General features: G+C 43.3%; 22 protein-coding genes. 15 read left to right on the top strand and 7 right to left on the bottom strand.

Features of this window, described 5'->3' with window-relative positions; translation table 11 throughout:
• Positions 1 to 117 precede the first annotated feature (117 nt).
• The 4 genes from phoU (at position 118) to Xsze_RS04955 (ending at position 3,431) form a co-directional block, all read left to right on the top strand.
• Positions 118 to 834, top strand: a complete 717-nt coding sequence (gene phoU, locus Xsze_RS04970) for a phosphate signaling complex protein PhoU (RefSeq protein ID WP_038240910.1) — start codon at positions 118 to 120, stop codon at positions 832 to 834.
• Positions 835 to 989: 155 nt separating this feature from the next.
• Positions 990 to 1,838 (top strand): ABC transporter substrate-binding protein, encoded by an 849-nt coding sequence (locus Xsze_RS04965; protein WP_038240908.1) that lies wholly within the window; start codon positions 990 to 992, stop codon positions 1,836 to 1,838.
• 110 nt (positions 1,839 to 1,948) lie between these two features.
• The gene (locus tag Xsze_RS04960) at positions 1,949 to 2,686 is read left to right on the top strand and encodes an amino acid ABC transporter permease (protein WP_038240906.1); all 738 of its coding nucleotides are present in this window, start codon (positions 1,949 to 1,951) and stop codon (positions 2,684 to 2,686) included.
• Position 2,687: 1 nt separating this feature from the next.
• Positions 2,688 to 3,431: an amino acid ABC transporter permease gene (locus Xsze_RS04955; RefSeq protein ID WP_038240904.1), complete on the top strand. Its 744-nt coding sequence runs from the start codon at positions 2,688 to 2,690 to the stop codon at positions 3,429 to 3,431.
• 271 nt (positions 3,432 to 3,702) lie between these two features.
• Here the strand turns inward: Xsze_RS04955 and Xsze_RS04950 are convergent, their stop codons facing one another.
• Positions 3,703 to 5,184, bottom strand: a complete 1,482-nt coding sequence (locus Xsze_RS04950) for an MFS transporter (RefSeq protein WP_038240901.1) — start codon at positions 5,182 to 5,184, stop codon at positions 3,703 to 3,705.
• Positions 5,185 to 5,290: 106 nt separating this feature from the next.
• Between Xsze_RS04950 and Xsze_RS04945 the strand changes: the two genes are divergently transcribed.
• Both Xsze_RS04945 and Xsze_RS04940 read left to right on the top strand, forming a co-directional pair.
• Positions 5,291 to 5,866 (top strand): TetR/AcrR family transcriptional regulator, encoded by a 576-nt coding sequence (locus Xsze_RS04945; protein ID WP_038240900.1) that lies wholly within the window; start codon positions 5,291 to 5,293, stop codon positions 5,864 to 5,866.
• A 95-nt stretch (positions 5,867 to 5,961) separates the two neighbouring features.
• A complete protein-coding gene (locus Xsze_RS04940; RefSeq protein WP_038240898.1) occupies positions 5,962 to 7,299 on the top strand; it encodes an NCS2 family permease in 1,338 nt (445 codons plus the stop codon).
• A gap of 104 nt (positions 7,300 to 7,403) precedes the next feature.
• Here Xsze_RS04940 and Xsze_RS04935 read toward each other — a convergent pair whose 3' ends face one another.
• The gene (locus Xsze_RS04935) at positions 7,404 to 8,873 is read right to left on the bottom strand and encodes a glycosyltransferase family 39 protein (RefSeq protein WP_038240896.1); all 1,470 of its coding nucleotides are present in this window, start codon (positions 8,871 to 8,873) and stop codon (positions 7,404 to 7,406) included.
• A 146-nt stretch (positions 8,874 to 9,019) separates the two neighbouring features.
• On the opposite strand from Xsze_RS04935, the gene yihI reads away from it, so the two are divergent.
• Together yihI and hemN are read left to right on the top strand one after the other, a co-directional pair.
• Positions 9,020 to 9,547 (top strand): Der GTPase-activating protein YihI, encoded by a 528-nt coding sequence (gene yihI / locus Xsze_RS04930; protein WP_038240894.1) that lies wholly within the window; start codon positions 9,020 to 9,022, stop codon positions 9,545 to 9,547.
• A gap of 217 nt (positions 9,548 to 9,764) precedes the next feature.
• On the top strand, positions 9,765 to 11,138 hold the full coding sequence (gene hemN / locus Xsze_RS04920) for an oxygen-independent coproporphyrinogen III oxidase (RefSeq protein ID WP_038240892.1): 1,374 nt from the start codon (positions 9,765 to 9,767) through the stop codon (positions 11,136 to 11,138).
• Between the two features lie 343 nt (positions 11,139 to 11,481).
• Here hemN and Xsze_RS04915 read toward each other — a convergent pair whose 3' ends face one another.
• The 4 genes from Xsze_RS04915 to glnA all read right to left on the bottom strand — a co-directional run bounded on the left by Xsze_RS04915 (position 11,482) and on the right by glnA (position 16,495).
• Complete coding sequence (locus Xsze_RS04915) at positions 11,482 to 12,000, bottom strand: hypothetical protein (protein ID WP_038240890.1); 519 nt, start codon at positions 11,998 to 12,000, stop codon at positions 11,482 to 11,484.
• 355 nt (positions 12,001 to 12,355) lie between these two features.
• Complete coding sequence (gene glnG / locus Xsze_RS04910) at positions 12,356 to 13,789, bottom strand: nitrogen regulation protein NR(I) (protein WP_209435307.1); 1,434 nt, start codon at positions 13,787 to 13,789, stop codon at positions 12,356 to 12,358.
• A 24-nt stretch (positions 13,790 to 13,813) separates the two neighbouring features.
• Entirely contained in the window at positions 13,814 to 14,863 is a 1,050-nt protein-coding gene (glnL, locus tag Xsze_RS04905; RefSeq protein ID WP_038240885.1) for a nitrogen regulation protein NR(II), read from the bottom strand.
• A gap of 222 nt (positions 14,864 to 15,085) precedes the next feature.
• Entirely contained in the window at positions 15,086 to 16,495 is a 1,410-nt protein-coding gene (gene glnA, locus Xsze_RS04900) for a glutamate--ammonia ligase (protein ID WP_038240883.1), read from the bottom strand.
• Positions 16,496 to 17,115: 620 nt separating this feature from the next.
• Between glnA and Xsze_RS04895 the strand changes: the two genes are divergently transcribed.
• Genes Xsze_RS04895 through Xsze_RS04885 form a run of 3 tightly spaced genes read left to right on the top strand, consistent with a single transcriptional unit; the run spans position 17,116 to position 19,570 of the window.
• Positions 17,116 to 17,943, top strand: a complete 828-nt coding sequence (locus Xsze_RS04895) for a DUF3100 domain-containing protein (RefSeq protein WP_038240881.1) — start codon at positions 17,116 to 17,118, stop codon at positions 17,941 to 17,943.
• Positions 17,940 to 18,389: a hypothetical protein gene (locus Xsze_RS04890; protein ID WP_038240879.1), complete on the top strand. Its 450-nt coding sequence runs from the start codon at positions 17,940 to 17,942 to the stop codon at positions 18,387 to 18,389. The genes Xsze_RS04895 and Xsze_RS04890 overlap by 4 nt, the downstream gene beginning before the upstream one ends.
• A complete protein-coding gene (locus tag Xsze_RS04885) occupies positions 18,389 to 19,570 on the top strand; it encodes a M20 metallopeptidase family protein (protein WP_038240877.1) in 1,182 nt (393 codons plus the stop codon). Before Xsze_RS04890 ends, Xsze_RS04885 begins: the two co-directional genes overlap by 1 nt.
• 69 nt (positions 19,571 to 19,639) lie before the next feature.
• On the opposite strand, the gene Xsze_RS04880 is transcribed toward Xsze_RS04885, so the two are convergent.
• Positions 19,640 to 20,602, bottom strand: coding sequence for a LysR substrate-binding domain-containing protein (locus Xsze_RS04880; RefSeq protein WP_038240875.1), 963 nt, complete (start codon positions 20,600 to 20,602; stop codon positions 19,640 to 19,642).
• 437 nt (positions 20,603 to 21,039) lie between these two features.
• Between Xsze_RS04880 and Xsze_RS04875 the strand changes: the two genes are divergently transcribed.
• The 4 genes from Xsze_RS04875 to Xsze_RS04860 all read left to right on the top strand — a co-directional run bounded on the left by Xsze_RS04875 (position 21,040) and on the right by Xsze_RS04860 (position 26,511).
• Positions 21,040 to 21,456, top strand: a complete 417-nt coding sequence (locus tag Xsze_RS04875) for a hypothetical protein (protein ID WP_051462538.1) — start codon at positions 21,040 to 21,042, stop codon at positions 21,454 to 21,456.
• 280 nt (positions 21,457 to 21,736) lie between these two features.
• Positions 21,737 to 23,170, top strand: coding sequence for a PTS trehalose transporter subunit IIBC (gene treB, locus Xsze_RS04870; RefSeq protein ID WP_038240873.1), 1,434 nt, complete (start codon positions 21,737 to 21,739; stop codon positions 23,168 to 23,170).
• Positions 23,171 to 23,215: 45 nt separating this feature from the next.
• The gene (treC, locus tag Xsze_RS04865) at positions 23,216 to 24,874 is read left to right on the top strand and encodes an alpha,alpha-phosphotrehalase (protein ID WP_038240870.1); all 1,659 of its coding nucleotides are present in this window, start codon (positions 23,216 to 23,218) and stop codon (positions 24,872 to 24,874) included.
• Between the two features lie 290 nt (positions 24,875 to 25,164).
• On the top strand, positions 25,165 to 26,511 hold the full coding sequence (locus Xsze_RS04860; protein ID WP_038240868.1) for a PI-PLC domain-containing protein: 1,347 nt from the start codon (positions 25,165 to 25,167) through the stop codon (positions 26,509 to 26,511).
• Positions 26,512 to 26,548 lie beyond the last annotated feature (37 nt).

Raw genomic sequence — 26,548 nt, 5'->3', positions numbered from 1 at the left:
GGCGTAATGACGTGGCAATGATGAATGGCAAGAAGCAATGAAGCAATGAAGCAATGAAGCAATGAATAGTAAGCGGTGAACAACAAGCGATGAATAGCAAACGGGGAATAGCACAAGATGGACAATCTGAATCTCAGCAAACATATCTCCGGTCAGTTCAATGCTGAGCTGGGGTATATCCGCACAGAATTGATGACCATGGGCGGGTTGGTGGAAGAACAACTCAGCAAAGCCATTCTGGCGATGCACAATCAGGATGAAACGTTGGCAAGGCAAGTGATTGAGGATGATCAGAAAGTCAACATGATGGAAGTGGCAATCGATGAAGCCTGTGTCCGCATCATTGCGAAACGCCAGCCGACTGCCAGCGATTTGCGCCTTATCATGGTGATTTCCAAGACCATTGCTGAACTGGAACGCATTGGCGATGTTGCCAATAAAATCTGCCAAACTGCACTTGAAAAATTTTCTCATCAGCAACAATCTTTGCTAGTCAGTCTGGAATCCTTGGGGCGCCATACTATCCAAATGCTGCATGATGTGTTGGATGCTTTTGCCCGCATGGATCTGGAAGAAGCCATTCGTATCTACCGTGAAGATAAAAAAGTCGATCAGGAATATGAAAGTATTATTCGTCAACTGATGACCTACATGATGGAAGATCCCAGAACAATCCCCAATGTCATGACCGCACTGTTCTGTGCCCGTTCCATTGAGCGCATTGGCGATCGTTGCCAGAATATTTGTGAATTTATCTTCTATTACGTCAAGGGACAGGATTTCCGTCATATTGGCGGTGATAAGCTGGAAAAATTGCTGACCAAGGAAGAATAATGTCAGCCCTTTGAAGCGCCGATAAAAAATATCGGCGTTTTTTCTTCATATTCATTATTAATATAAATATAGCACTTTATATTATTTCAGGTGCTATAGAGGAATTGATAGCTTTTGTTGCTCATATAAAAATGATTAATCAACAGGGGTGTCAAATGGAAATTCGCAATAAATCTCGCGTAGCGGTAACTGCACTGCTGACAGGTCTGGCACTGATTTCCGGTGTCGCAAAGGCAGATAAGCTCGATGACATTAAAAAAGCAGGCACGGTACGCATTGCGGTATTTGACAGTAACCCGCCTTTTGGTTTTATCGATCCCCAAACGAAAAAACTGGCAGGTTATGATGTGGATATTGCCAATGCCATCGCCAGTGATTTGGGTGTAAAATTGGAGCTGCGCCCGACCAATCCGGCAAACCGCATTCCTCTGCTTTCTTCCAAAAAAATCGACCTCATCGCGGCTAACTTCACCGTAACAGATGAGCGCGCCAAACAAGTTGATTTCTCTATTCCTTACTTTGCAACAGGCCAGAAATTCATTGCCCGCAAAGGGGTTCTGACAACCCCTGACGACATCGCCAAACTGCGTATTGGGGCGGATAAAGGAACCGTTCAGGAAATTACCCTGCGTGAACGTTACCCGACAGCAAAAGTCATCTCTTATGACGACACCCCACTGGCATTTGCGGCATTGAGAAATGGCAATGTTCAGGCCATTACACAGGATGATGCGAAACTGGTTGGCTTATTGGCAAACGTTCCAGATGCACAGAAAGCCGATTTCGAAATTTCACCTTTCAGCATTACGCGTGAATATCAGGCAGTCGCGGCATCCAAAGGAGAAGGCCGTCTGATTGACGCGGTTAACCAAACCCTGCTGAAACTGGAAAAAGACGGTGAAGCAGAGAAAATTTATAACCGCTGGTTTGGCCCAGAAACAAAATCTGCCCAACCACGAGGCGACTTTAAATTCGCTCCACTGGCGGATCAGGCAAAACAATAATTCCCCTTTGCCTTAGTATCTTAGAAAATAACACCTGAAAACGAGCCCCGTGATTCCGGGGCTTTGCTATTTGGTTTATACCCATTGAATTTCAAGATGCGGCGAATGATATGTTTGAGCAATTTATTACCGAGCATTTACTTGCTCCTGAATACCTGCAATGGCTCTGGCAAGGTTTCCTGATTACTTTGTGGCTTTCTGCCTGTGCCATTATTTCCTCCACCTTACTGGGATTTGTGATTGCCGCTACACGGGACAGCCAAATCAAACCCTTGCGTTGGTTGATCACGGCTTACACCACCCTGTTCCGTAATACCCCGTTGTTGGTGCAGTTATTTTTCTGGTACTTCGCATCAGGTCAGATTTTGCCGCAGGCAGTGATGGTGTGGCTGAATACCCCCCATGAAATCACCCTGTTCGGGCTGACGCTGGAATGGCCCTCTTTTGAATTCTTGGCAGGATTTATTGGCCTGACCCTTTATTCCGCGCCTTTTGTCGCAGAGGAATTACGTGCCGGCATTCAGGGCGTCGGACGCGGCCAAAAGTACGCAGCCCACGCACTCGGCCTGACCGGCTGGCAGGCTATGCGCCATGTTGTCTTGCCACAGGCACTGAAAATCGCCATGCCTCCGTTGTTGGGGCAATACATGAACATCGTCAAAAATTCTTCATTGACGATGGCGATTGGCGTCTCTGAACTCTCCTATGCATCCCGACAAGTGGAAACCCAGACCCTGCAAACCTTTGAAGCGTTTGGTGTCGCAACAGTGCTTTACATCGCCATTATTGCCGTGATGGAAGGCTGGGGACAATGGCGTCAGCAGAGAACATTAGCAAGAGGGCACTGAGATGGATTTTACCGTTATTGCAGAAAACTGGCGCTATTTGCTACTGGGAACGTTTCCGGATGGACCATTGGAAGGCGCGGCCCTGACGCTGGCAATCAGCATCATGGCAGGTGTGATTTCTATCATATTGGGGATCATGGGCGGGATCGCGCTGGCAATGCTGCGGGGATTCTGGGCCAACATGCTGGCGGCAGTATTGGGATTCTTCCGGGCCATTCCGGTGATCATGCTGATTTTCTGGACGTATTTCTTATTGCCGGTGGTATTGGGAATGGAAATTCCCGAAATTACCACTGTCGTTTGCGCGCTGGCGTTAATTACATCCGCCTACCTGGCCCACGGCGTTAAAGCCGGTATTCTGGCTATCGGCGAAGGCCAATGGCGCGCCGGATTATCACTGGGATTCAACCGCTGGGAAGTTCTGTGGCATATCGTCTTACCACAGGCATTGCGCATGATGATACCTTCATTCATCAACCAATGGATTGCCTTAATCAAAGATACCTCACTGGCTTATATTGTTGGTGTATCCGAATTATCATTTCTGGCAACACAGGTGAATAACCGCAGCATGGTTTATCCGATGGAAGTCTTTTTATTCGTTGCGCTGATTTATTTTGTGATGTGTTTATCGCTGGAGCTCATTGCCAACGGCATTGCCCGTCGATTTTCGGTGAAGTGTGAAAAAACATCCCTTTTCAAATTCTGGCGTAAAAAAGAAGCGGCCGTCATAACGCAAGGTTAATTTTTATGTTCATTCCTGATCCCCTATTCCTGATGCAACGCCCTGCGGAATGAAACCGGGAGTGAAAAACAGGGAAGCCACGGACGTTACTAATGACAGTGAGTTACTAATTATAGTGTTATGACAGAGTGTTATTAATGGCGGGTATTATTAATAACAAAATGTTGCACTGCTTTTTGCATGGCATAAATGGCATAAGGTGATCCAGAAGTAATAAGTAGTCCATTTCAGAGGTACACCGCATGATAGAGTGTACCTCTGGTTGATGGGATCACCGGCGTTTTTCTTTCCCGAATACGGCAATCGCCCCGGCAGTCAATACCAGCAATGCACCAGCGGCAATAAGCACTGACAGGAATGCATGATTGAAAGCCTGTTTTGCAGCCTGAATCAACAATAGAGCCACCTCTCCTTTTAACCCTTCCGCAGCGATAAGCGCGTCATCAATGCTGCTCTTTGCCAGCTCTGAACCCCCCACATCCGCCGGAAAGGTAAATGATGCGCTGTAAACCGCCACCATCAGGCTGCCAAGAATGGCTATCCCGATTAAACTTCCCAGTTCATAGGCGATTTCTTCGATAGACGCCGCTGTACCGGCTTTTTTCTCCGGAGCATTGAGCATGATTGCCGTAGAAGCGGCAGTCATGGCAGCACCAATACCAAATCCAATGACGCTGAACGTCACAATTTGCACGAACATGCCAGTGTGTAAACCAAAGAAATAACCAAAAATGCCTAATCCGGTGAAGGCAAGCGAAAGCCACATGAGCCGCTCGGCACCAAATTTCGGTATAGCAATGCCGGTCAAGGGGCCAGCAATAAAAGAAGCGACAGAAAAGGGCAATATCAGCAGCCCCGCCCGCAAGGGAGAAAGATCCATAACAAGCTGGAATCTCTGGGTAACGGCAAGCTCTATGCCGACAAGTGCGGCCATGGACGTAAAAGCCACAATGATCCCTGTTGAAAAAGCGCGATTGCGGAACAAACTGAAATCTATCATCGGATTAGGTGAACGTAATTGCCCGCGAACAAAAAAGGATGTGAATATAAACCCGACTGTCCCCACTATCGCCGCTGTTCCCAGTGATGTTCCCTGCCTGCTGATTTCTTTGATTGCAAAAGTAAGGCCAATCAAACCTATCATGATTTGAACGGAAGCCATTAAATCAAAAGTATGGCCGGGATTGCTCCGGCTTTTGGTAATGAAAATCAGCGCAAAACCAAATGCAATAAGAACGATTGGAACATTAATCAGGAAAACGGAGCCCCACCAATAATATTCAAGCAGAAACCCGCCGATAACGGGGCCGAGTGCAGCACCTCCTGAGGCGACGGCAGACCAGATGCCGATGGCGAGTGCCCGCTCGTTGGGATTTTTAAACGTCTGACGAATGATTGCGAGTGTTGCCGGCATCATCATAGCGGCACCAAAAGCCAGAATGACACGTGCTCCAATCAACATTCCGGGATTAAGGGAAAACGCAGCCATCAGCGACGCTGCGCCAAAAACGGCTAACCCACGGGTAAACAGTTTTCTGGCACCAAAACGATCACTCAAAGCCCCCATCGCAGGAAGCAACCCGGCAATGGTTAAAGTATAGGCATTCATGATCCACAGCTTTTCAGAAGCCGAAGCACGCAAATCATGCGTCAACCGAGGCAAAGCCGTATAAAGAACAGTCACATCAATAACAATCAGGAACAACGCACTGGAAATGATGGCCAGCACCAACCAGCGAAGATTTGTTTTCATAAAAAATTCCACCAATACAGTTCGGAAACTATAAACTGCCAAACCTTGACTAAATTATTGGCGATCATTATAAATACATACGTATTTATTTGAAAGGGAGGAAAGTATGGGGCGTCGTAAAACAATTGATCGAGAGGTTCTGCTGGATGCTGCGGAACAAATCATCACAATACATGGGGCGGCGGCTCTTACCATTGATGCCGTCGCGAAAGCCGTCGGCATCACCAAAGGTGGCGTACAGTACAGTTTTAGTTCTAAAGACGCCCTCATTGAGGCCATGTTTGATCGTTGGGGGGCCAGTTACGACAAACAGTTCCACAAAATTGCCGGAGACAATCCTGATCCTCAGACCGCAGTGAGAGCGCACATTGAAGCAACCAAATGTTCGGATGAAGCATCAACGGCAAAGGCTGCGGGGCTTCTGGCCGCATTGATACAGACACCGGAGCATCTTGAATCAACCCGGATCTGGTATCGCCAGCGCTTTGCCGGTCTGGACATGACAACTGAAGAAGGGCGGCAGGCACGTTTGGCATTTCTGGCGACAGAAGGCGCATTTATTCTGCGATTTTTCGGTTTAATGGATATTAGTCCAGAAGAATGGAGGGATATGTTTGACGATATACTGGCAACCATGCCACCTGACGACATTTCTTCTGATGCTTCAACTCATGCTGAATGAGACAAGCTGCATTAAATATGTATGGAGAGATTAACGATTTTTATGGGTTTCCTGTAGGATAAGTTGAAAACTTCGTTTTTTGGGAAACTACATACATGAGCACAATCAATTCTGGCTCTGGAAATCGTCAGGGCTTGCTTCAGCGCGTGTTTAAATTAGAAGAGCATGGCACCACAGTACGCACTGAAATGGTCGCCGGGCTGACAACCTTTCTAACAATGGTCTATATCGTCTTTGTTAACCCACAAATTTTGTCAAAAGCAGGAATGGATATTGAGGCGGTATTTGTCACAACCTGCTTAATTGCTGCGGTGGGCAGTATTCTGATGGGATTGCTGGCTAATCTCCCCATTGCCGTTGCCCCAGCAATGGGACTGAATGCCCTTTTTGCCTTTGTCGTGGTAGGTGCGATGGGCATTTCATGGCAGGTTGCAATGGGCGCTATTTTCTGGGGAGCTATTGGCTTGCTGCTCTTAACGCTCTTTCGTATCCGTTACTGGATGATAGCCAATATTCCGTTGAGCCTGCGAGTGGGGATCACCAGCGGTATCGGCCTTTTCATTGCCATGATGGGGCTGAAAAACGCAGATATTATCGTCCCCAATCCAGACACCATAGTCTCAATTGGCAATTTCGCTTCCCATAACGTCCTGCTGGGAACATTAGGTTTTTTCACCATTGCCATTTTAGCAGCCCGCAATTTCCATGCCGCAGTGCTCATTTCCATTGTTGTGACGACAGGGATCGGCCTGATGATGGGAGATGTCAAATATCGCGGTATTTTTGACTTCCCCCCCAGCATCATGAGCGTGGTCGGTAATGTTGATGTGAAAGGTGCATTGGATATCACGTTGGCGGGCGTTATTTTTTCGTTCATGTTGGTGAACTTGTTTGATTCCTCCGGCACATTAATTGGCGTAACGGATAAAGCAGGGCTGGCAGACCGTGACGGTAAATTCCCGCGCATGAAACAAGCACTGTATGTAGACAGTATCAGTTCTGTTGTGGGATCTTATATTGGAACGTCTTCGGTAACGGCCTATGTTGAAAGCTCTTCCGGCGTGTCTGTCGGCGGGCGTACCGGCCTGACGGCAGTTGTAGTCGGTATCTTATTCCTGCTCGTGATATTTTTCTCTCCGCTGGCGGGAATGGTGCCAGCCTATGCCACGGCAGGCGCACTGGTTTATGTCGGCGTTCTGATGACCTCCAGCCTGACGCGGGTAAAATGGAACGACCTGACAGAATCTGTCCCGGCTTTTATTACCGCGGTGATGATGCCATTTAGTTTTTCCATTACTGAAGGCATCGCGCTGGGCTTTGTTGCTTACTGCGTGATGAAATTAGGCACGGGAAAATGGCGTGATATCAGCTTATGTGTTGTGGTCGTCACACTGCTTTTCATATTGAAAATGGTGTTTGTTGATGCCCATTAAAACCGGCTGACATCATCCCCAAAAGCCTGACAAAGACTTTCCTGTCAGGCTTTTGTTGGGCTTTTATTGTATCGGGAAAATGGGCAATTCACTGTTGTCGATTTTTATTGATGAGTTTCTGGGGCGACAAAACCAATGCAGACAATATCTGATTTAGCACTGGGCTGAGACTGAAATGAAAACGCTTCTTTGTGGCTGATAGTCAATGCCGGCCAATCCTGAAAAATATGCCGGAAATTTTCTTCCTGACAGCTTTTTCCTCGTTCTCCTACCAGCAATGCGCCATATTCAACAATCTCTTTTTCTTTAACATGGCTGTTGTAGATATTCGGCGGCATCTCCGCATTTAATGTCCAGGGCTGTATCGTTTCTGGGCGATAACGGCTATAGAACGTTAACCACTGGTGTAGGTATTCTCCCCCAACATAACGCAAGGGGGTGGAATAAAGCGCATTCCAGCGTTGATCAAGTTGGCCGGTAAACGTTTTGATGCCGACAAATTTTTGCCCCGCATCACGGACATTTGCCATCATCACGCCAGTATAGCCAACCAGCACCAAGACACCGAACAAGGCCAATCCCCTTAACGCACCCCGCAGGGATTTCTGCGGATAAACCGTTATTGAACCAACCAATAAAGCGGGGGCAACCGTCATAAAAGGCTGAACCCACTCCGTCATGCGTCCCCCCTGATTAAATGAAAACCAGCCATAAATAATCAGCAGTGGTAAAAGGATAACAATATCGACCAACGCATTGGATTGTTGCTCAGGCCAACCAATCCGGCCTCCCAGCAGATAAATCATCACACTGACGATAATCAACGGATAGAACACAGAGAGCACAGCACGCGTGGTATGCAGGTTAAATCCCTGCTGAATTTGGGAATCAACCCACTTAAACGCAACAAAATCATTCTGCACTAACCACCCTAAATTGGGTAAGACCAATGCCAGCCATAGGGTAATGGCGAGATAAAACAAAGGTTCCCGGTAATGGCGGCGTACTTTGGGCACAAACAGAGAGAGTAAAAAGACGGAGCCAATGATGGAAAGAGAAGAATATTTTCCCATCGTTGCCAATCCAGTCGTCAATGCGAATGCCAGCCACCATTTTGGACTATCATCAATGGCATGCAGAAAAAACAACAAAGACCACGGCCAGAGCATGACCAAAAGGTAATTATCATTATAAGGAATGATATCAAAATTAATGATGCCGGATAAATTCAGCGTTAACATGGCAAGCCATGCCAATGTAACCTTGCCTGTCAGCCGGAATGCCAATTTCCAGACACCGAGCATACCGAGGGCAATGGCAACAAAGTGAGTAAAATACCAATAAAAACTGAGAGAGATATTGCTGATATGGATAGCGGGGAGCATTATAGCGCCAACTAACCACGGATTTTTGGGTGAGCCCCATTCTCCATTGATCCCCCAATTCAGGGCTTCTACAGCATCATAAGGAACGGTGGGATCGAGAGAGTAGCTAGCCATTATCCATAAAACAGCATAACCAGTGATCCAAAGACACAATGGCATGCGATAAGAAGAAGTATCAAAAAAACGCATGAGGGTTAATGATCAATTAGTTGAGTTAAGATTACTTAGATATTAGCCGAACTTTAAACCTTGAGTGAATGACATTGGATGTTATAGGTGGTTTCTGTTAGATTCCGCCGAAAATATCTTGATAAAAGCGAGTTGAGTCACAAGCTATGAGCCCGTTAAATAGAAAATCACCAGCGAAGCCTTCTGCTGGTAAGCAAAAAAGAAAAAGCCGCGCAGAACTGGATGCAGAAGGGCGCGAGCGTAAACGCGAAAAGAAACGTCGTGGTAACCCGACTGGCAGCCGCAGTCACGGTAGCAGCGGAAAGAAAAATACATCCACGACCCAGCAGAAAGCCGATCCGCGTATCGGCAGCAAAGTTCCGGTTCCTCTGATTGCCGATGACAAAGTTGCAGTTGCAAAACCCGCAACCAAACCAAAAGCGGAGAAACAAAAACCTCGTCTGTCTCCACAGGAAGAACTGGCAATGCTGGAAAATGACGAGCGTTTGGATGACTTGCTGGCACGCCTTGAGCAAGGTGAAAAACTGTCTCAGGAAGACAATGTCTATGTTGATAACATACTCGACCGCATTGATACCTTAATGGAAGAACTGGGTATCAATCTGGAAGAAGACAACAGCGAAGAAGAAGAGAAACAGCAGGAAGATATCATGCAGTTGCTGAAAGGTAAGTGACTCCTGCTGCCGTATCTTATGTACCATACCTTATGATTGTAAAAGGCGGGTTCATCCTGATAACCACAGTATTAGTGTGTTATTTACTGTGGTTATTGGGTAAACTATGGCGGCTATTGCGACGTAAACGTCGGTTGCGCAGTATCATCATGGCCCAGCATTTCAATTCCATGAAAATGTTGCGTTTTGGTGGGCGAAAACAGCGGAAGGAATAAGCATGTCAGAGCAAGCCATTGTTTGGGATCTGCCTTTGATCCAGAAATACAACTATTCAGGACCCCGTTATACTTCATATCCAACAGCATTGGAGTTCAGCCAACGATACGATGCGGATGCCTTTAAGCTGGCAGCAGCACGTTATCCCGATCGCCCACTTTCCCTTTATATCCATATCCCGTTCTGCCATAAACTGTGTTATTTCTGCGGTTGCAACAAGCTGGTCACTCGCCAAAAGCACAAGGCGGATGAATATCTCAATGTGCTGGAAAAAGAAATTATTGCCCGGGCCAAATTATTCTCCCGGCGGAAAGTCAGCCAGATGCACTGGGGCGGGGGCACGCCAACTTATCTGGATAAAACACAGATCAGCCGCCTGATGTCGATGCTGCGCAGCCACTTCCATTTTTTGCCTGACGCAGAGCTTTCCATTGAAATTGATCCCCGTGAAATTGAACTTGATGTGATTGATCACCTCCGTCATGAAGGCTTTAACCGCCTGAGCATGGGCGTACAGGATTTCAATAAAGACGTACAACGTTTGGTCAATCGTGAACAGGATGAAGAATTTATTTTTGAGCTGGCCAACCGTGCCCGTGAAACCGGTTTCACCTCCACCAGCATTGACTTGATTTATGGCTTGCCAAAGCAAACACCAGAAAGCTTTGCTTTTACATTGCAACGCGTGCTGGCATTGTCACCCGACCGCCTGAGTGTATTCAACTATGCTCATTTGCCGGATTTATTTGCAGCACAGCGCAAGATCAAAGAGCAAGACCTCCCCAGCGCAACGCAGAAACTGGATATTTTGCAGGAAACCATTTCCACCCTGACAAGCAATGACTATCAGTTTATTGGCATGGATCACTTTGCCCGCCCTGATGACGAACTCGCCATTGCCCAACGGGAAGGTATTCTGCACCGCAATTTTCAAGGATATACCACACAGGGAGAATGCGATTTACTCGGTATGGGGGTTTCTGCCATCAGCATGCTGGGAGACAGCTATGCGCAGAATCAGAAAGACCTGAAAACCTACTATGCAGAAGTGGAAGCCCAGGAACATGCATTATGGCGAGGTTTGACACTGACACAGGATGACTGTATTCGCCGCGATGTCATCAAAGATTTGATCTGCAACTTCCGTCTGAACTTTGCAGATATTGAACAACGTTACGCACTCAACTTTGCTGATTATTTCGCTGAAGACCTGCAATTATTGGCGCCATTGGCAGAAGATGGATTAGTTGAAATAACAGCATCGCAAATTCAGGTATCCCCGAAAGGGCGTTTACTGATCCGCAATATTTGTATGTGCTTTGATAGCTACTTACGCAGTCAAATGCGGCAACGGCAGTTTTCGCGGGTGATATGAATATCTGTGAATAGAGTTGAGAATACTATCGCACTGTACTAGAATTAAACAGTATTCAGCATGAGCTGCCATTACGAACAGTAGATTTTTACTGAAGTGATGCTGGTATGCCGCCAAGATCCATTGGTCCCTCAACGGGGTTAATCGTTAACCTGACAGTTACTTGGGATAACAAAGCGATTTGTGAAGAGGTGCAGCAGTTCGTTTAGTATGTTAAAGACCAGCGCTCAGTAGGGCTTTAACATATCTAGGATTTGACCAAATAATTCCAGTCATTTTTCAGTATATCCCCCAATATCAACATGAATCTCCGAGATTCTTTTTTTAATTGAGCATTAAAAAGCTAATTATTTCGGTAATGTGCTGTTTCAACATATAAAAATAGACTCTCATCTTTTGCCTTAAGCTTCATAATAATATATATGCCTTTTTGTGGATTGCTTCTGTCTTTTTCTTCTAACCTGATCACCTTTCCTTTTAATCGACTTTCTCTACATATTTTATATGATATATTCGTTATAACATCTAATAACATGAACGTGTATTTATACCTTGTTTCATCAAATATTCGTTGTTCTTTTATAACACCATTTTCATACTCGGTTACTAAAACAGTTTTTTCATCAGTATTTTGCATCGTTTTAGTATAACAATGATGACTAAATATAACTCTTACATACAATTCACCTTTTATTTTATTCTTAAAGGTATCACTATATTCATATCTAACCTTAATAGTTTTAGGCGCCATATGAGAAAGGTTAAATAACTTTTTTGTTTCAGGGTAAGTATAAGTTCTATTACGGTAAACCTGTTCATTCCACTTGTAAGTTCTATAAGTCAATGCAGAGTTCCCTTTCATTTTTTTGCTTTTGACTATAAATAATTTAATTCATATATTCAAATCATTTGTATCTTAAGTATTTCATTAAAAACAAAGAGGAAATCGACCTAATAACTTACAATAATAACTGCAATGTTTGTTTTAATATTGAGAGTAATATAACCCTCGATTACATTTTATTTTCTAGATGAAAATAAAAGGGGCTGTCCTAAATAAAAAAGATAAATTAGAAAACATTCGCATTTACCCGTTTCTGCATAGATGGGTTCTAATTAAAAACCATCTCTATAATAGAATGAGGGAAATAGTGATAAATAAGATACCATAGGCTTTTTCCCATAAAGACCTCAGCATTATTTGTTCTTGAATATCACTACTCCAACCCCAACTCCTTCAATTTCCGTGTGATTGTATTCCTGCCCCACCCCAGCAAACGAGCAGCCTCCTGTTTATGTCCATTGGTATATTTCAGTGCACAACTCAGCAAAGTGCGTTCCAGCAATGGCAAAGCGTCAGAAAGCAGATCCGTTTTTCCCTCTTTTAAGGCATGTTGAGCCCACTCAGCCAGCAATTCTGACCAATTTTCATATAATGCAGGAAGGGGCAGAGATGAATTTTCTGTTTCCCCTGATGGTTGACTTCCAATTAAGTCAGCCGGCAGGTCCTGTACCAGCACTTCTTTGCTGGCAGCCATTACCGTCAGCCAACGGCAGACATTTTCCAACTGACGGACATTACCTGACCACGGCAAACGAGCCAGGGCAAGTTCGGTGTCGGGATGCAGTACCTTAGCTTCAACGCCCAGCTCTTTGGCCGTTTGTTGCAGGAAATGGTACGCCAGACGCGGAATATCTTCTACCCTGTCCCGCAACGGAGGAAGCTGAACACGAATAACGTTCAGTCGATGGTAGAGATCCTCCCGAAACTTACCTTCTGCGACCCGCTGTTCAAGATTTTGGTGAGTGGCTGCAATAATGCGGACATCAACCTTCACCGGCGCATAACCACCGACGCGATAGAATTGCCCTTCCGCCAGCACGCGCAGTAAACGGGTTTGGATATCCAGAGGCATATCACCAATTTCATCCAAAAATAGCGAGCCGCCATTCGCTTGTTCAAAACGCCCCTGACGCACTTGATTGGCTCCCGTAAAAGCGCCTTTCTCATGACCGAACAATTCAGATTCAATCAGATCCTTCGGAATAGCAGCCATATTCAGTGCGATAAACGGTGCTGAAGCGCGTGGACTGTGGCGATGCAAGGCATGGGCAACCAACTCCTTACCGGTGCCGGATTCGCCATTGATTAACACGCTGATGGAAGAGCGGGACAGCCGGCCGATAATCCGATATACCTCCTGCATGGCAGGCGCTTCCCCGATCATATCTGACACTGACGCTGCGACCTGTGGATTAGAGGAAACCTGATGCTGTTCACGATAATGACTCAAAGCCCGTTCAACCAACGCAACGGTTTCATCAATATCGAACGGTTTCGGTAAATAATCAAATGCCCCGTGCTGATAGGCACTGACAGCAGCATCCAAATCAGAATGGGCAGTCATAATGATGATCGGAAGGTGCGGATGACTTTGTTTTATCTGGTTGAGAAGACTCAACCCGTCCACACCGGGCATGCGGATATCGGACAGAATAACTTCAGGACTGCCCTGCCGTAGTGCAGCCAATACAGCATCCGCATCTTCAAAACTGGTGCATTCAATTCCAACCCCACACAGTGCCCGCTCAAGCACCCATCGTATAGAACTATCATCATCAACAATCCAGACTTTTCCGCGTTGTGTCATTGTCATCCTCCACTTCTTGGTCTGTTATTTCTTGATAGGTAGGTAAATGGAGAATTCCGTATGCCCCGGCCAACTGGTGAACTCGATTTTTCCAGCATGCTGGTCAATAAGATTACGGGCTATAGACAGCCCAAGTCCAGTCCCTCCTTCATGCCCGCTGACCATCGGGTAAAAAAGCATGTCCTGAATATTGGGGGGAATGCCCGGCCCATTGTCTTTGATATCAATTCTGGCAGCCAAACGGTAACGTTGGCCTTGCAACGTCACCTGAAAAGCTGTCCGTGTCCTCAGAATAATCTTTCCCCCTTTATTGCCCAAGGCTTGCAGGGCATTGCGGGTAATATTCAACAATACCTGCTCAATTTGATCAGGATAATGGGCCAGTTCTGGCAAACTGGGATCATAATCTTTAACCAAGGTGACATTATTGGGCATTTCCAGAGAAACCAGCTGATAAACCCGCTCGACAACATGGTGGATACTCTGGCGGGTTTGCATTCCCGGATGCTGTGGCCCCAGTAACCGATCCACAAGCGCGCGCAGCCGGTCTGCTTGTTCAATGATCACTTGGGTATATTCCCGAAGGGATGGATCAGGCAGCGCTTTGGCAAGCAGTTGCGCAGCTCCCCTCAGCCCTCCGAGGGGATTTTTAATTTCATGTGCCAGCCCCCGAACCAATTCCCGTGCAGCCACTTGCTGTGCTTGTTGGATCTGCTCTTGGCTTAAACGGCGTTGACTGTCCATAGGCGCCATTTCCAGCAAAATAAACTGTTCGGAAATGGGTTGGGCACTGAGCGACATCACATGAGAGTGATTGTTTATTACCAGAATGACTTCGTTATCCGTAAAACTATGGCCACTGTTCAAACTGGAACGCATTAACTCTGCATCCATTGAAATATAACTGAATAGAATCGGAAGAGGCGTACCGAATAATTTATGTGTACTTTGCGCCAGAAGCTGCATGGCAGAATGATTGGCGTAACGAATAATCAGATCATTATCCAGCACAAATACGCTGTTTATCAGTGAATCGAGAATTTGTTCTGCTTTGGGCAAATCAACCATTGTCATTCAATTCCTGCACTTTTTTGGTGCATTGTAATCTATTTCAGTTTAGTCCAATGTGGCCTTCTACTCAGAATTTATTATTTACATTTAAAACCAATTGGCTGTACGCACATGCGCATTCCTGATAACGAAGAGCGTGACGAGAAAAGAGCCCATCCAAAGATGGGCCAAAGTTTCACGGCAACAAACAAGAACAACAATATTAGGTAGTTAATAAATAAGACATTACACACTGTAATACAGTTCAAACTCCAGAGGGTGAGGAGTCATCCGGACTCGTTCAATCTCCCCTTTCAATAAATTGATATAAGCATCAATTGAATCATCAGTGAAAACACCGCCACGAGTCAGGAATTCACGGTCTGCATCAAGTGCCGCCAACGCTTCTTCCAGAGAAGAAGAAACGGTTGGGATTTCCTGAGCTTCTTCTGCGGGTAAGTCATACAGATTTTTATCCATAGCATCACCTGGGTGAATTTTATTGATGATGCCATCAAGGCCTGCCATCAGCAGAGCCGAAAAAGCCAGATAGGGGTTTGCAGCCGGATCAGGGAAACGCACTTCAATGCGGCGTGCTTTTGCACTGGCAACAACAGGAATGCGAATAGACGCAGAACGGTTACGGGCAGAGTAAGCCAGCATGACCGGCGCTTCAAAGCCAGGTACAAGGCGTTTGTACGAGTTCGTTGTTGGATTAGTAAAGGCATTCAGTGCACGCGCATGCTTGATGATACCGCCGATATAATAGAGCGCCAGCTCAGACAAGCCACCGTATTTATCACCCGCAAACAAGTTAGTCCCATTTTTGGACAAAGACATATGGCAATGCATTCCAGAACCGTTATCACCGACTAACGGTTTTGGCATAAATGTGGCCGTTTTGCCAAATTTATGGGCGACATTATGCACAACATACTTATAAATCTGAGTTTCATCCGCTTTCTTCGTCATGGTATTGAAGCGGGTAGCGACTTCATTCTGTCCGGCAGTAGCCACTTCGTGATGATGGGCTTCAACAACTAATCCCATTTCCTCCATTGTCAGGCATATCGCTGAGCGCAAGTCCTGGGACGAATCGACCGGAGGAACGGGGAAATACCCGCCTTTGACTCCAGGACGGTGGCCTTTGTTACCGCCTTCATACTGTGTACCGCTATTCCATGCAGCTTCAATATCATCAATATGATAATAAGAACCCGAGATGGAACTACCGAAACGGATATCATCAAACAGGAAAAATTCAGGTTCTGGCCCAAATAAAACCGTATCGGCAATATCACTTGCCCGCAGAAAGTCTTCCGCGCGCTTTGCAATCGAGCGAGGGTCACGATCATAACCTTGCATTGTGCCGGGTTCCAGAATATCGCAACGAATAATGAGGGTCGTATCCTTGAAGAACGGATCAAGCATTGCGGTACTTGAGTCTGGCATTAATACCATGTCGGATTCATTGATACCTTTCCAGCCACCAATCGATGAACCGTCAAACATTTTTCCATCTTCGAAGAAATCTTCATCAATTTGATGGGCTGGGATGGTGATGTGTTGTTCTTTACCTTTGGTATCAGTAAAACGTAAGTCAATAAACTTCACCTGATGTTCTTCAATCATGGACAAAACATGTTCAACGGACATACTGATTTCTCCTGGTTCACGTCAGTTCAATAACACGGGTAAAAAAATTAGCTGTTTTATCTGTGGGCGACTGCATCATCTCTGTACGGTCAATTTTTACAAATTACTATTTTTTACAAATTACTATTGTTTTTACAAATTACTATTGCGGAGAGAAATGCTAAAAGCGTGCCAACTTTTTAAAAACCTTTAATATCAGTGTGTGGCGCTTTAATGTACAGAAAAAAAACATGGCAATGGCACAATTCTCATTTTAATTGCACTAATTTAGTGAATTTCGGCAAAATCACACGCACCAATATAGTGCATAAAAATGGGAAATCCGTTGCCTGATGTTTTATCAAAAAATGAAATAATGATAAATTAATCCAGTCCTTTCTCTATCAATTCTCTATCCGTGGATATTTTTAAATAAAAAACGTTATATTTTGACGAATTTTAAAAAAGTCACATAACCCGATAAACTTTTTTATTAATAATGAAGAGATAAAAAAACAATCGCAATTACTTTATTTCATACCCCATGAAAAACAGGTATGAAATAACCTTGAATTGCATCATGATAAATATTCTGTTCTCGCATACAATACTTTTCACGCATGACAAGGCGGAGATAAGGAATGGAACAGAATAGAAGCCAGAGGAATATTATTTTCATTAGTATATTGGCCACCCTGTTTTTAATTTTCATTTCTCAGTATGTGATTGGTAAAAGAGAAATAAAACTTGGCGTTGCCATCATACCCATAATGCCGATGTTATTTGCAGTTATTATCGGAATAACGATTTCATCAGAATTTACCCGCAATAAACTAAAAATTTGGGGGAAAATATTCACTCAAAAAGAAGAAGATTTCTGTGGGAAAATGGTCGGAATTAGCCTATTGGTTTTGGGAACACAATATGCAGGCATGATAGTCCCCAATATCAACATGATCTTGAGCATCGGTATTCCCTTGTTTATACAAGAGATAGGTAACTTATTACCCATCTTTATTGCCATTCCTCTGGCAATAAAGTTTGGCTTTGGCCGTCGTGCCATCGGAGCAGGATCATCGATTAGTCGCGAACCGTCCATTGCCGTCATTCAAGGAAAATTTGGAACAGGCTCGCAGGAATATATCGGCGTACTCGCAATTTATTTATGCGGTTCTGTTATCGGTACAGTGTGGTTCAGTATTCTCGGCAGCGTCGCTCCGTTAACCGGGTTACATCCAATGGCTCTGGCAGCAGGCTCTGGTGTCGGCTCAGGCTCTATGATGAGCGCGGCATCCGGGGCATTGATCCACGGCCTGGATGAAGCAATGACACAGAAAGTTCTGAGTATTGCAGCGGCTTCGAATTTATTATCGTCCGCCCTCGGTGCATTATCGCTCAGCTATCTCGGCCTTCCTCTTTCAGAAAAGATTTACAGTATCTTCAATAAGAATGAAGAGGAAGCCAGATGAAAAATATCATCATTGATATGCAGCTGGTTTTTGTAGCAATCCTACTTGCTATGTTTACCCAGACGCTAACATCAGGGATCATGATTTACCATATGTGGGATAGCTTTATCGCCATGTCCCTCGTCGTATTTCTCGCGCTTGTGACAAAGCATTATTTGCCTTCATCACTCCCCACATTCGCTTACGCTACAATTATTGGCATTGCCATTTGCCTGCCAGACACTACGATAAGAACGTTTTTTCTTCATGCCATTGGTAAAGTTTCATTTTTGTCCTGCTGCGTCCCTTTATTGGCATTTGCTGGGTTATCTGTCGGTGGTCAGCTAAAAGAACTGAAAAAAATGTCTTGGAAAGTTATTGTCATTTTCATGATAGTTTCTACCTGTTGCTTCTTCGGTGCTTCTATTGTTGCTCAACTTGGATTCAGTATAAAAGGAGTAATCTAGTGAAAAAAAATCGACTTAATGTCAATGAAAAACTCTTTGAACTTAGCGAGTTCAGTAAAAAAACACGGCAAGATTTACATCAAATTCCTGAATTATCAGGACAAGAGTTTAAGACATCCCAATACTGCCGTAACCTCATGATGGGCTTTGGCTACATCATTCGCAATTATGAAGGCTATACCGGTTTTATTGCTGATTTAATCATTGATCCAAGTAAGCCTCTGATTGCATTCCGTGCTGATATGGATGCCCTCGCCATGCCGGATATGACCAACAATAAGCATACATCAATTCATGGAGGATGCGCCCATAACTGTGGTCATGATACTCATATGGCCATTGCCCTAACAACTGCCAACTATTTGTCACAACACAGGGATGAAATGAGCGCCAACGTACGTTTTATCTTTCAAATGGCCGAAGAAGACATGCGTGTTCCCGGAGCAGATAAAATGGTTGAGCTGGGTTGTATGGAAGGTGTGAATGAAGTCTATGCCTTACATAATAACGGGGCACAGGAAACCGGCAGCATCAGCATTAATACAGGCGTGATGAGTTCATGGGGATCAACATGGACGTTGGATGTATACGGCATTTCCGCGCATGGCTCAACGCCTCAAAAAGGGTTGGATGCAATCCGTGAGGCTTGCCGCATCATTGACTATATGGATTATGTCATTGTCAAAAAAACAGATCCCTTCAGCCCTGCCGTATTCAGTTGCGGCATGATCCAAGGTGGTACCATCCCCAACGCCGTTGCCGACCATGTTCAGGCTCGGGGAACGATCCGGGCCATGGATAAAGAAACAGATCAAATTCTGAAAAATAGTTTTCAGGAAATTATTGCCCGCAGTGAAGCCGGAGGGTTCAAAACCACAATTGTCTATAGCAGCTATCCCGCCGTGGACAATCATCCTTATGCCTATCAACGTATTCTGGCAGCAGCGGCTCAGTTCCTTCCTGCCGAAAATATCGAATCAAATAGCTCCCCCATGACAGGAAGTGAAGATTTCAGCTACATGATAAACGCGACCAAAGAGGGTGTTGGTGCAATGTTTTTCCTTGGCAGTGGCAATAAAACCAAAGGGATCGATAACTACCTACATTCGAATCCTTATTATATCGACGACGACTGCCTGTTGGTTGGGGCACAAATATTCATCAATCTGGTGACACATTAATCATGATTTGTGTCCAGTCAGTAACATATTGACTGGGCACGATATTATCTTTGAGTCTCACCATCTGCATCAAAGCATTGGTAGATTATCCAGTACAGCCTGACTGCAATCGACCTCTTGCCATTGCTCACAACGCTGAATTGTATTTTTATCTAAATGGGGGGCATATAGCAGAATAAAGTCGTACATATAATTTTTCATATGTGCGCGCTGATTCAGGCAAATATACGTGAAACTTGGCGGGATCAAAGAATCGAGATGAATAATGGAGAGATCTGTTAGATCACGATCATCCAACGCCGCCGTTGCGATCACCCCAACACCAACCCCCAATCGCACATAATGTTTGATGATCTCCGCATCCGTCGCAGTTAATACCACTTTCGGTATAATCCCACTTTGGTAAAAAACCCGATTCAATGCTGAGTGTTCTCTAAAACCAAATACATAAGTAATCAAAGGATAACGGGCCAGATCTTCAATAGACATGCACTCAATATCCTCCAAAGGATGATTTTTTGGCACAATCACACTGTAAGTCCAGCGATAACAAGGCAAGGTCAGTAAATCGGCATAAAAATGCATAAACTCCGTTCCTATCGCAAAATCCACCTCACCGTGCTTGACCATATCCGCTATTTGTGTGGGTTCTCCCTGATGAAAATGTATCGAAACATTCGGATATATCACCCTGAACTTATCCACCACATCAGGCAGTTTATAGCGGATCTGAGTATATGTTGTCGCGATATGTAAATTAACTGCCTGTTCTTCCTTAGTCACCACATCTTTAATCTTCTCGATCTGGCCGACGACATTGCTGGCTATTTGGTATATCTGCTTACCAATCGGACTTAACGCCAATAATGTGTTATTTTTTCTAATAAATAAGGATACATTTAATTCTTCTTCCAAGAACTTAATCTGCTTACTGATTGTAGGTTGAGAGGTATATAATTTCTCCGCCGTGTTAGTAATATTAAAATTGTTTTTCACTATCTCAACAAAACTTCTCAATTGATTGATATTCATGGTTAACCATATCCTGAAATTAGTTTTTATAGTAAAATAAAAAAGTAATTCTCCATATTTTTTAATTATTTATTTCTCACAAACCAGTGGAAAAAAGTCCGCTTTCATATTTACCGAAAAATAAACCATTTAAAAACAATATAAATGTGGAGAAAGGCACAGTAACAACACTTCAAGATTAATAAACCACAGATAATCAGTTTGATTTTAAATTTAAACAGATATTGCGAGCTGCATTGAATTTTAAAAAAATAGCAAACACTTTTTCTTTAATAATTTTTTATGAAAAAATTAATGAACTCATGATTCATGATAACAATCACACCAATGAAAGCCGTTCTCTTTTATGGTGATTTTTTGTTGAAAAATGATATTGTAAAGATTATAGTCGACATGAATAAAAATACATTTAACCTTTGGAACATAAAAATAATGAAATGAATATTAAAAAAAATTTTAAAACATTATTAATTTCCACCATAATATTTCCCACACTCTCTTTTGCAAACAATCATAAAATAGAAATAACTCAAATAATCGGGTTAAGACTCTCCGACAGCAATGACCGATACATCATGGAAGAATGCAAACGCTGGAAGTTAACTGAAGAAGAAATAGATAATATATTTAAAATGAGCAATGAATACGAATACAACCCCTATCACTCTTTTATGCAATCACCCTGTGACATTAAAGGAAAAGCCAAGCTCCATCATGAAATATGGGATTTCTCCATCACTGGAGGAGGGATCATTACATTGACCCACCAAAACAAAGAAATCTACCTCGGCTGTGACATCCTGGTGTGTGAGCCTTTTTTTATCTTGCCGACCTTTAATGCCATGGAACCATAATTCAAATCTATTACTTTATTTATAAATTAAAAACATCGTAACTAATAAGTATTATGAATATAAATGTTTTTTTGATTTCAATCAGGTGACCATAAAATGTGATCTAAAACTCAAACAAAAGATATTTTCATATTAAAAAGTGTGAAATCTGACTAGGATGAATCTGCTATTACTTCAGTCTATTCATTATCTCATTACGAGAATAATCATTCTGTTAATTGCACTGTTAATTTAAAAATCTTGTTATTTATAACTCCTGCCATACCAAGGAGAAAAAGGCATGAAGAAAAAACAAATAAATCAAAAGGATATTGATAAATTAATTACCCTGATTGGTGGGAAAGAAAATATCGCTTCCGTCAGTCATTGCATTACCCGCCTCAGATTCGTTCTCAATACACCAGAAAATGCTGATGCCAAAGCAATTGAAGAATTACCCATGGTGAAAGGATGCTTCACTAATGCAGGGCAATTTCAGGTCGTTATTGGGACGAATGTGGATGTTTATTACAAAGCCCTGCTTGAAACCACTGGAAAAGAATCCGTTAATAAAGAAGAAGTTAAACAAGCTGCTCGCCAAAATATGAAATGGTATGAAAATGCAATTTCACATTTTGCCGAGATCTTTTTCCCACTATTGCCTGCCCTTATCAGTGGGGGTTTAATCCTCGGTTTTCGTAACCTGATTGGAGACATTCCTTTCAGTGATGGTAAATCACTCGCACAACTTCACCCTGTCTGGCAAAGCATCTATGATTTTCTCTGGCTAATCGGTGAAGCGATATTCTTCTACCTTCCTGTTGGGATCTGTTGGTCTGCCGTGAAAAAAATGGGAGGAACGCCAATTCTGGGAATTATTCTGGGAATTACGCTGGTTTCTCCACAATTAATGAATGCTTACCTGCTCGGGCAGCAAACCCCTGACGTCTGGAATTTCGGTTGGTTTATTATTGAGAAGGTCGGCTATCAGGCACAAGTCATTCCTTCTTTATTAGCGGGCCTGACTCTGGGGTGGATTGAAACCCGCCTGAAAAAGTGGGTGCCGGATTACCTCTATCTTGTGATTGTTCCTGTCGTCTCTCTGCTTCTGGCCGTCTTCCTTGCCCATGCCCTGATAGGCCCTGCCGGGCGCGCTATCGGCGACGGTGTAGCCTGGGTTGTCAAGGGATTGATGACAGGTAGTTTTGCTCCTATCGGAGCCGCTCTATTCGGCTTCTTCTACGCTCCGTTGGTCATTACAGGAGTACACCAGACAACGCTGGCCATCGATCTGCAAATGATCCAGAGTACCGGAGGAACGCCAATCTGGCCTATTATTGCGCTTTCCAACATCGCTCAAGGTTCAGCCGTTGCTGGAATTATCTGGGCAAGTAAAAAACAGAAAGAACGTGAAGTTTCTATTCCTGCCGCAATTTCTGCTTATTTGGGGGTTACTGAACCCGCGATGTATGGTATCAACCTGAAATACCGCTACCCAATGTTCTGCGCAATGATTGGCGCGGGTCTGGCGGGCCTGGTTTGTGGTTTCAACCATGTCACTGCGAATGGTATCGGTGTTGGCGGCATCCCGGGCATTCTTTCCATAAAACCGCAGTTCTGGGTGGTTTATCTCATCGCTATGCTGATCGCTATTATTGTTCCATTCTTGCTGACCATTCTGGCATATCGCCGAAATGAGCGTAAGGCAACCTTGGTCAATGAGATAGCGCATTAATTCAGCTGGCATACAATCAAACGGATAGCAGGTACAGGCAGAGTTATGACCGAACAAAAACCATGGTGGATGGATAGTGTCATCTACCAAATTTATCCAAAGAGTTTTCAGGACAGCACCGGAACAGGAACAGGGGATATCAACGGGATCACCCTGCGGCTGGATTATTTACAGCAGCTTGGTATAGATGCCATTTGGATCACCCCGATTTATCCCTCCCCACAAGTTGATAATGGCTACGATGTTGCTGATTACTGCGCCATTAATCCTGATTATGGCTCAATGGAGGACTTTGATAATTTAGTGCAGAATGCCCATCGCCGGGGCATTCGCATCATTTTAGATATGGTTTTCAACCACACATCAACGAAACATCCATGGTTTCAGGCTGCACAGGATCTTCACAGCCCCTATCGCCAATTTTATATCTGGAAAGACGGCTCTGAAGGCACCCTGCCCAATAACTGGAAATCTAAATTTGGCGGCAATGCATGGCAATGGCATGCAGAAAGCCAACAGTATTATCTCCACTTATTTGCAGCAGAACAGGCCGATTTGAATTGGGAGCATGAGCCTGTTCGGGCCGAGCTGAAAAAAATCTGCGAATTCTGGGCCGATCGTGGTGTTGATGGCTTACGGTTGGATGTTGTGAACCTTGTTTCAAAACAACAGGATTATCCTGATGATGATCACGGTGACGGCCGCAGATTTTATACCGATGGCCCTCGTATCCATGAGTTCCTGCAAGAGATGAGCCGTGATGTTTTCCAGCCTAAAAAACTGATGACAGTTGGTGAAATGTCCTCAACGAGCCTTGAGCACTGCCAACGCTACAGTGCCTTGAATGGGCAGGCATTATCCATGACGTTTAATTTCCACCACCTGAAAGTTGACTATCCGAATGGTGAGAAATGGACTCGGGCAAAACCAGATTATGTTGAGCTGAAAAAGATTTTCTCAACGTGGCAACAGGGAATGCATCAAAAAGCATGGAACGCACTCTTTTGGTGTAATCATGATCAACCCCGTATTGTTTCACGATTTGGGGATGAACATCAGCACCACAAAACATCCGCCAAAATGCTGGCTATGGTGCTGCACGGCATGCAGGGGACACCGTATATTTACCAGGGTGAAGAACTGGGTATGACAAATCCGCATTTTGCACGAATCGAAGATTACCGGGATATCGAAAGCCTGAATATGTACCAAGAACATATTGAAAAAGGCCTGTCCCCAGAAGAAATACTGGCAATATTGGCGCAAAAATCCCGTGACAATAGCCGAACGCCCATGCAATGGGATGATTCAGCAAACGCCGGTTTTACCACAGGTACACCATGGATTAATCCTTGCAGCAATTACGCAGAGATCAACGCAAAAACTGCATTGCAGGATAAGGATTCGATCTTCTATTTCTACCACGATTTGATTAGATTGAGAAAACAGCATTTTATCCTGACATACGGTGACTATGTGGATCTGCTCCCTGAACATCCTTCATTATGGTGTTATCTGCGTCGTTGGCAGGATCAGACATTGTTGGTTATCGCTAATCTCAGTGATGAGATTCAATCATGGTCACCGGCACCTTCATTGGCAAATAAAGAATGGCAGGTATTAATCAGTAATTATCCATTTTCCATCAAGCAAGATTATGAAATTAGGCCTTATGAAGCCACATACTTAATTTCCACATCATAATGCTATTGGCTATACAGAAATTTTTAAAAAAAATGATGTTTTTAAAATCATTATATTTTTAAAAAAGTGACATATGAAATAAACACGTATCCCTTTTTAAAAGGGGATACGTGTTTCTTAAAAAGACATTAATACATTAACCAAAAATAAAAACATTAGCATTAATAAAAACATTCCCCCGCTGTAAAAACACACCTTGAAGCAAATTTGACATTTGATAACTTCTGCTATACTTAATTTATAACTAAAAATATATAGTTACTTTTTTTCTTTTACAGGGGGATATCATTATGTCACGGTGGCAAAAGAACATTGTGCTAATGAACAGCACACTTTATGACTGGAAAAAAATCAGCGAACATTTGCCGGCAACAAGGATCACATACCCAGAACAATCAAAATTGATAAGATCAAGAAGTCTATTTCAATTAATTCTCATTCATTATTCAGAACAGGACATCATAAATGATTATTTTGAAATAAAATATCAAATCATGGATTCGAAAAATAGTACTTTCATCATTCGTGGCAAAATTGAGGGAGTCAAAGAACCCGATTTAGAAATTTATCTGGACAATTTAGAAACAGAAAGCCAAACAAAAAATTCTGTCGTAATACTTCCTTTAAGGCAAAAATACAAATACTTATTATTTTTCATTGGGGAAGAAGATCATTATATAGGGCCTAGTATAAAAACTGAATCTTGGATGCAAGATTACCGAAATATATTGGGAAATCATTCAATAGGTGAAATTTGCATTCCCGGCTCCCACGATGCCGGAATGAGCAGCGTTACATGGAAAACCTTGTTGGCTGGCGAATGTAATACATTAACTCAAACAAATAATATCTTAGGTCAGTTAAAATTAGGCATTCGGTATTTTGATATCAGGCCTGTTATTCAAGATAATAAATTTTACACTGGACACTATGCAAAAATAGCTTTTATATGGGAAGGTTCTAATGGAGAATCACTTGATTCTATCATTGATGGTATTAATGAGTTTACAAAAAATAATAATGAAGTGATCATAATAAGGCTCGACCACTCTTTAACTTTAGATGTATGTTTCTTTTGTACATACCGTAAATTTAACCAAAATGAATGGTTCAAATTATTCGATAAATTGTCCAAAGTCAATCATTTGTACCATCATGACAGTTCAGATGACATTACAAAATTAACCGTTAATACACTAACCAATAACGGAACTCGCCCAGCTGTTTTATTTCTTGTTGAAAACAAAAAAACTTCTATTGATCTGGGAAAATATAAAAATGAAGGATTCTTTTATATTAGCGATATAAATATGTTCGATAATTATTCAAAAACAAATGATTTATCCGAAATGGCGGATGATCAAATAAAGAAAATGAAGAAATATTCTCCTTCACAATATTTTTTATTATCCTGGACATTAACTCAAGACGGTGTGCAGGCATCGACATGTGGCGTAATTGATTCCTACAGCATTAAGAATTTAGCAGATCATGCAAATAATGATTTAGCACAAAACCTATATCCTTATATTACAAAAACAATATATCCTAATATCATTCATATTGATAATGTGAAAGATGACATAGTAGCAACCATTTCCCTCGCCATCAATTGGACCGTTTTCTCTTACAAGTAAAAATAGAAAATTTGCATTATCTTTATGGCCAATATAC

The sequence above is a fragment of the Xenorhabdus szentirmaii DSM 16338 genome, assembly GCF_002632585.1.
Lineage (GTDB): Bacteria > Pseudomonadota > Gammaproteobacteria > Enterobacterales > Enterobacteriaceae > Xenorhabdus > Xenorhabdus szentirmaii.
The sequence above is the reverse complement of the archived record's forward strand: the minus strand, read 5'-3'. Positions and strand labels throughout refer to the sequence as shown.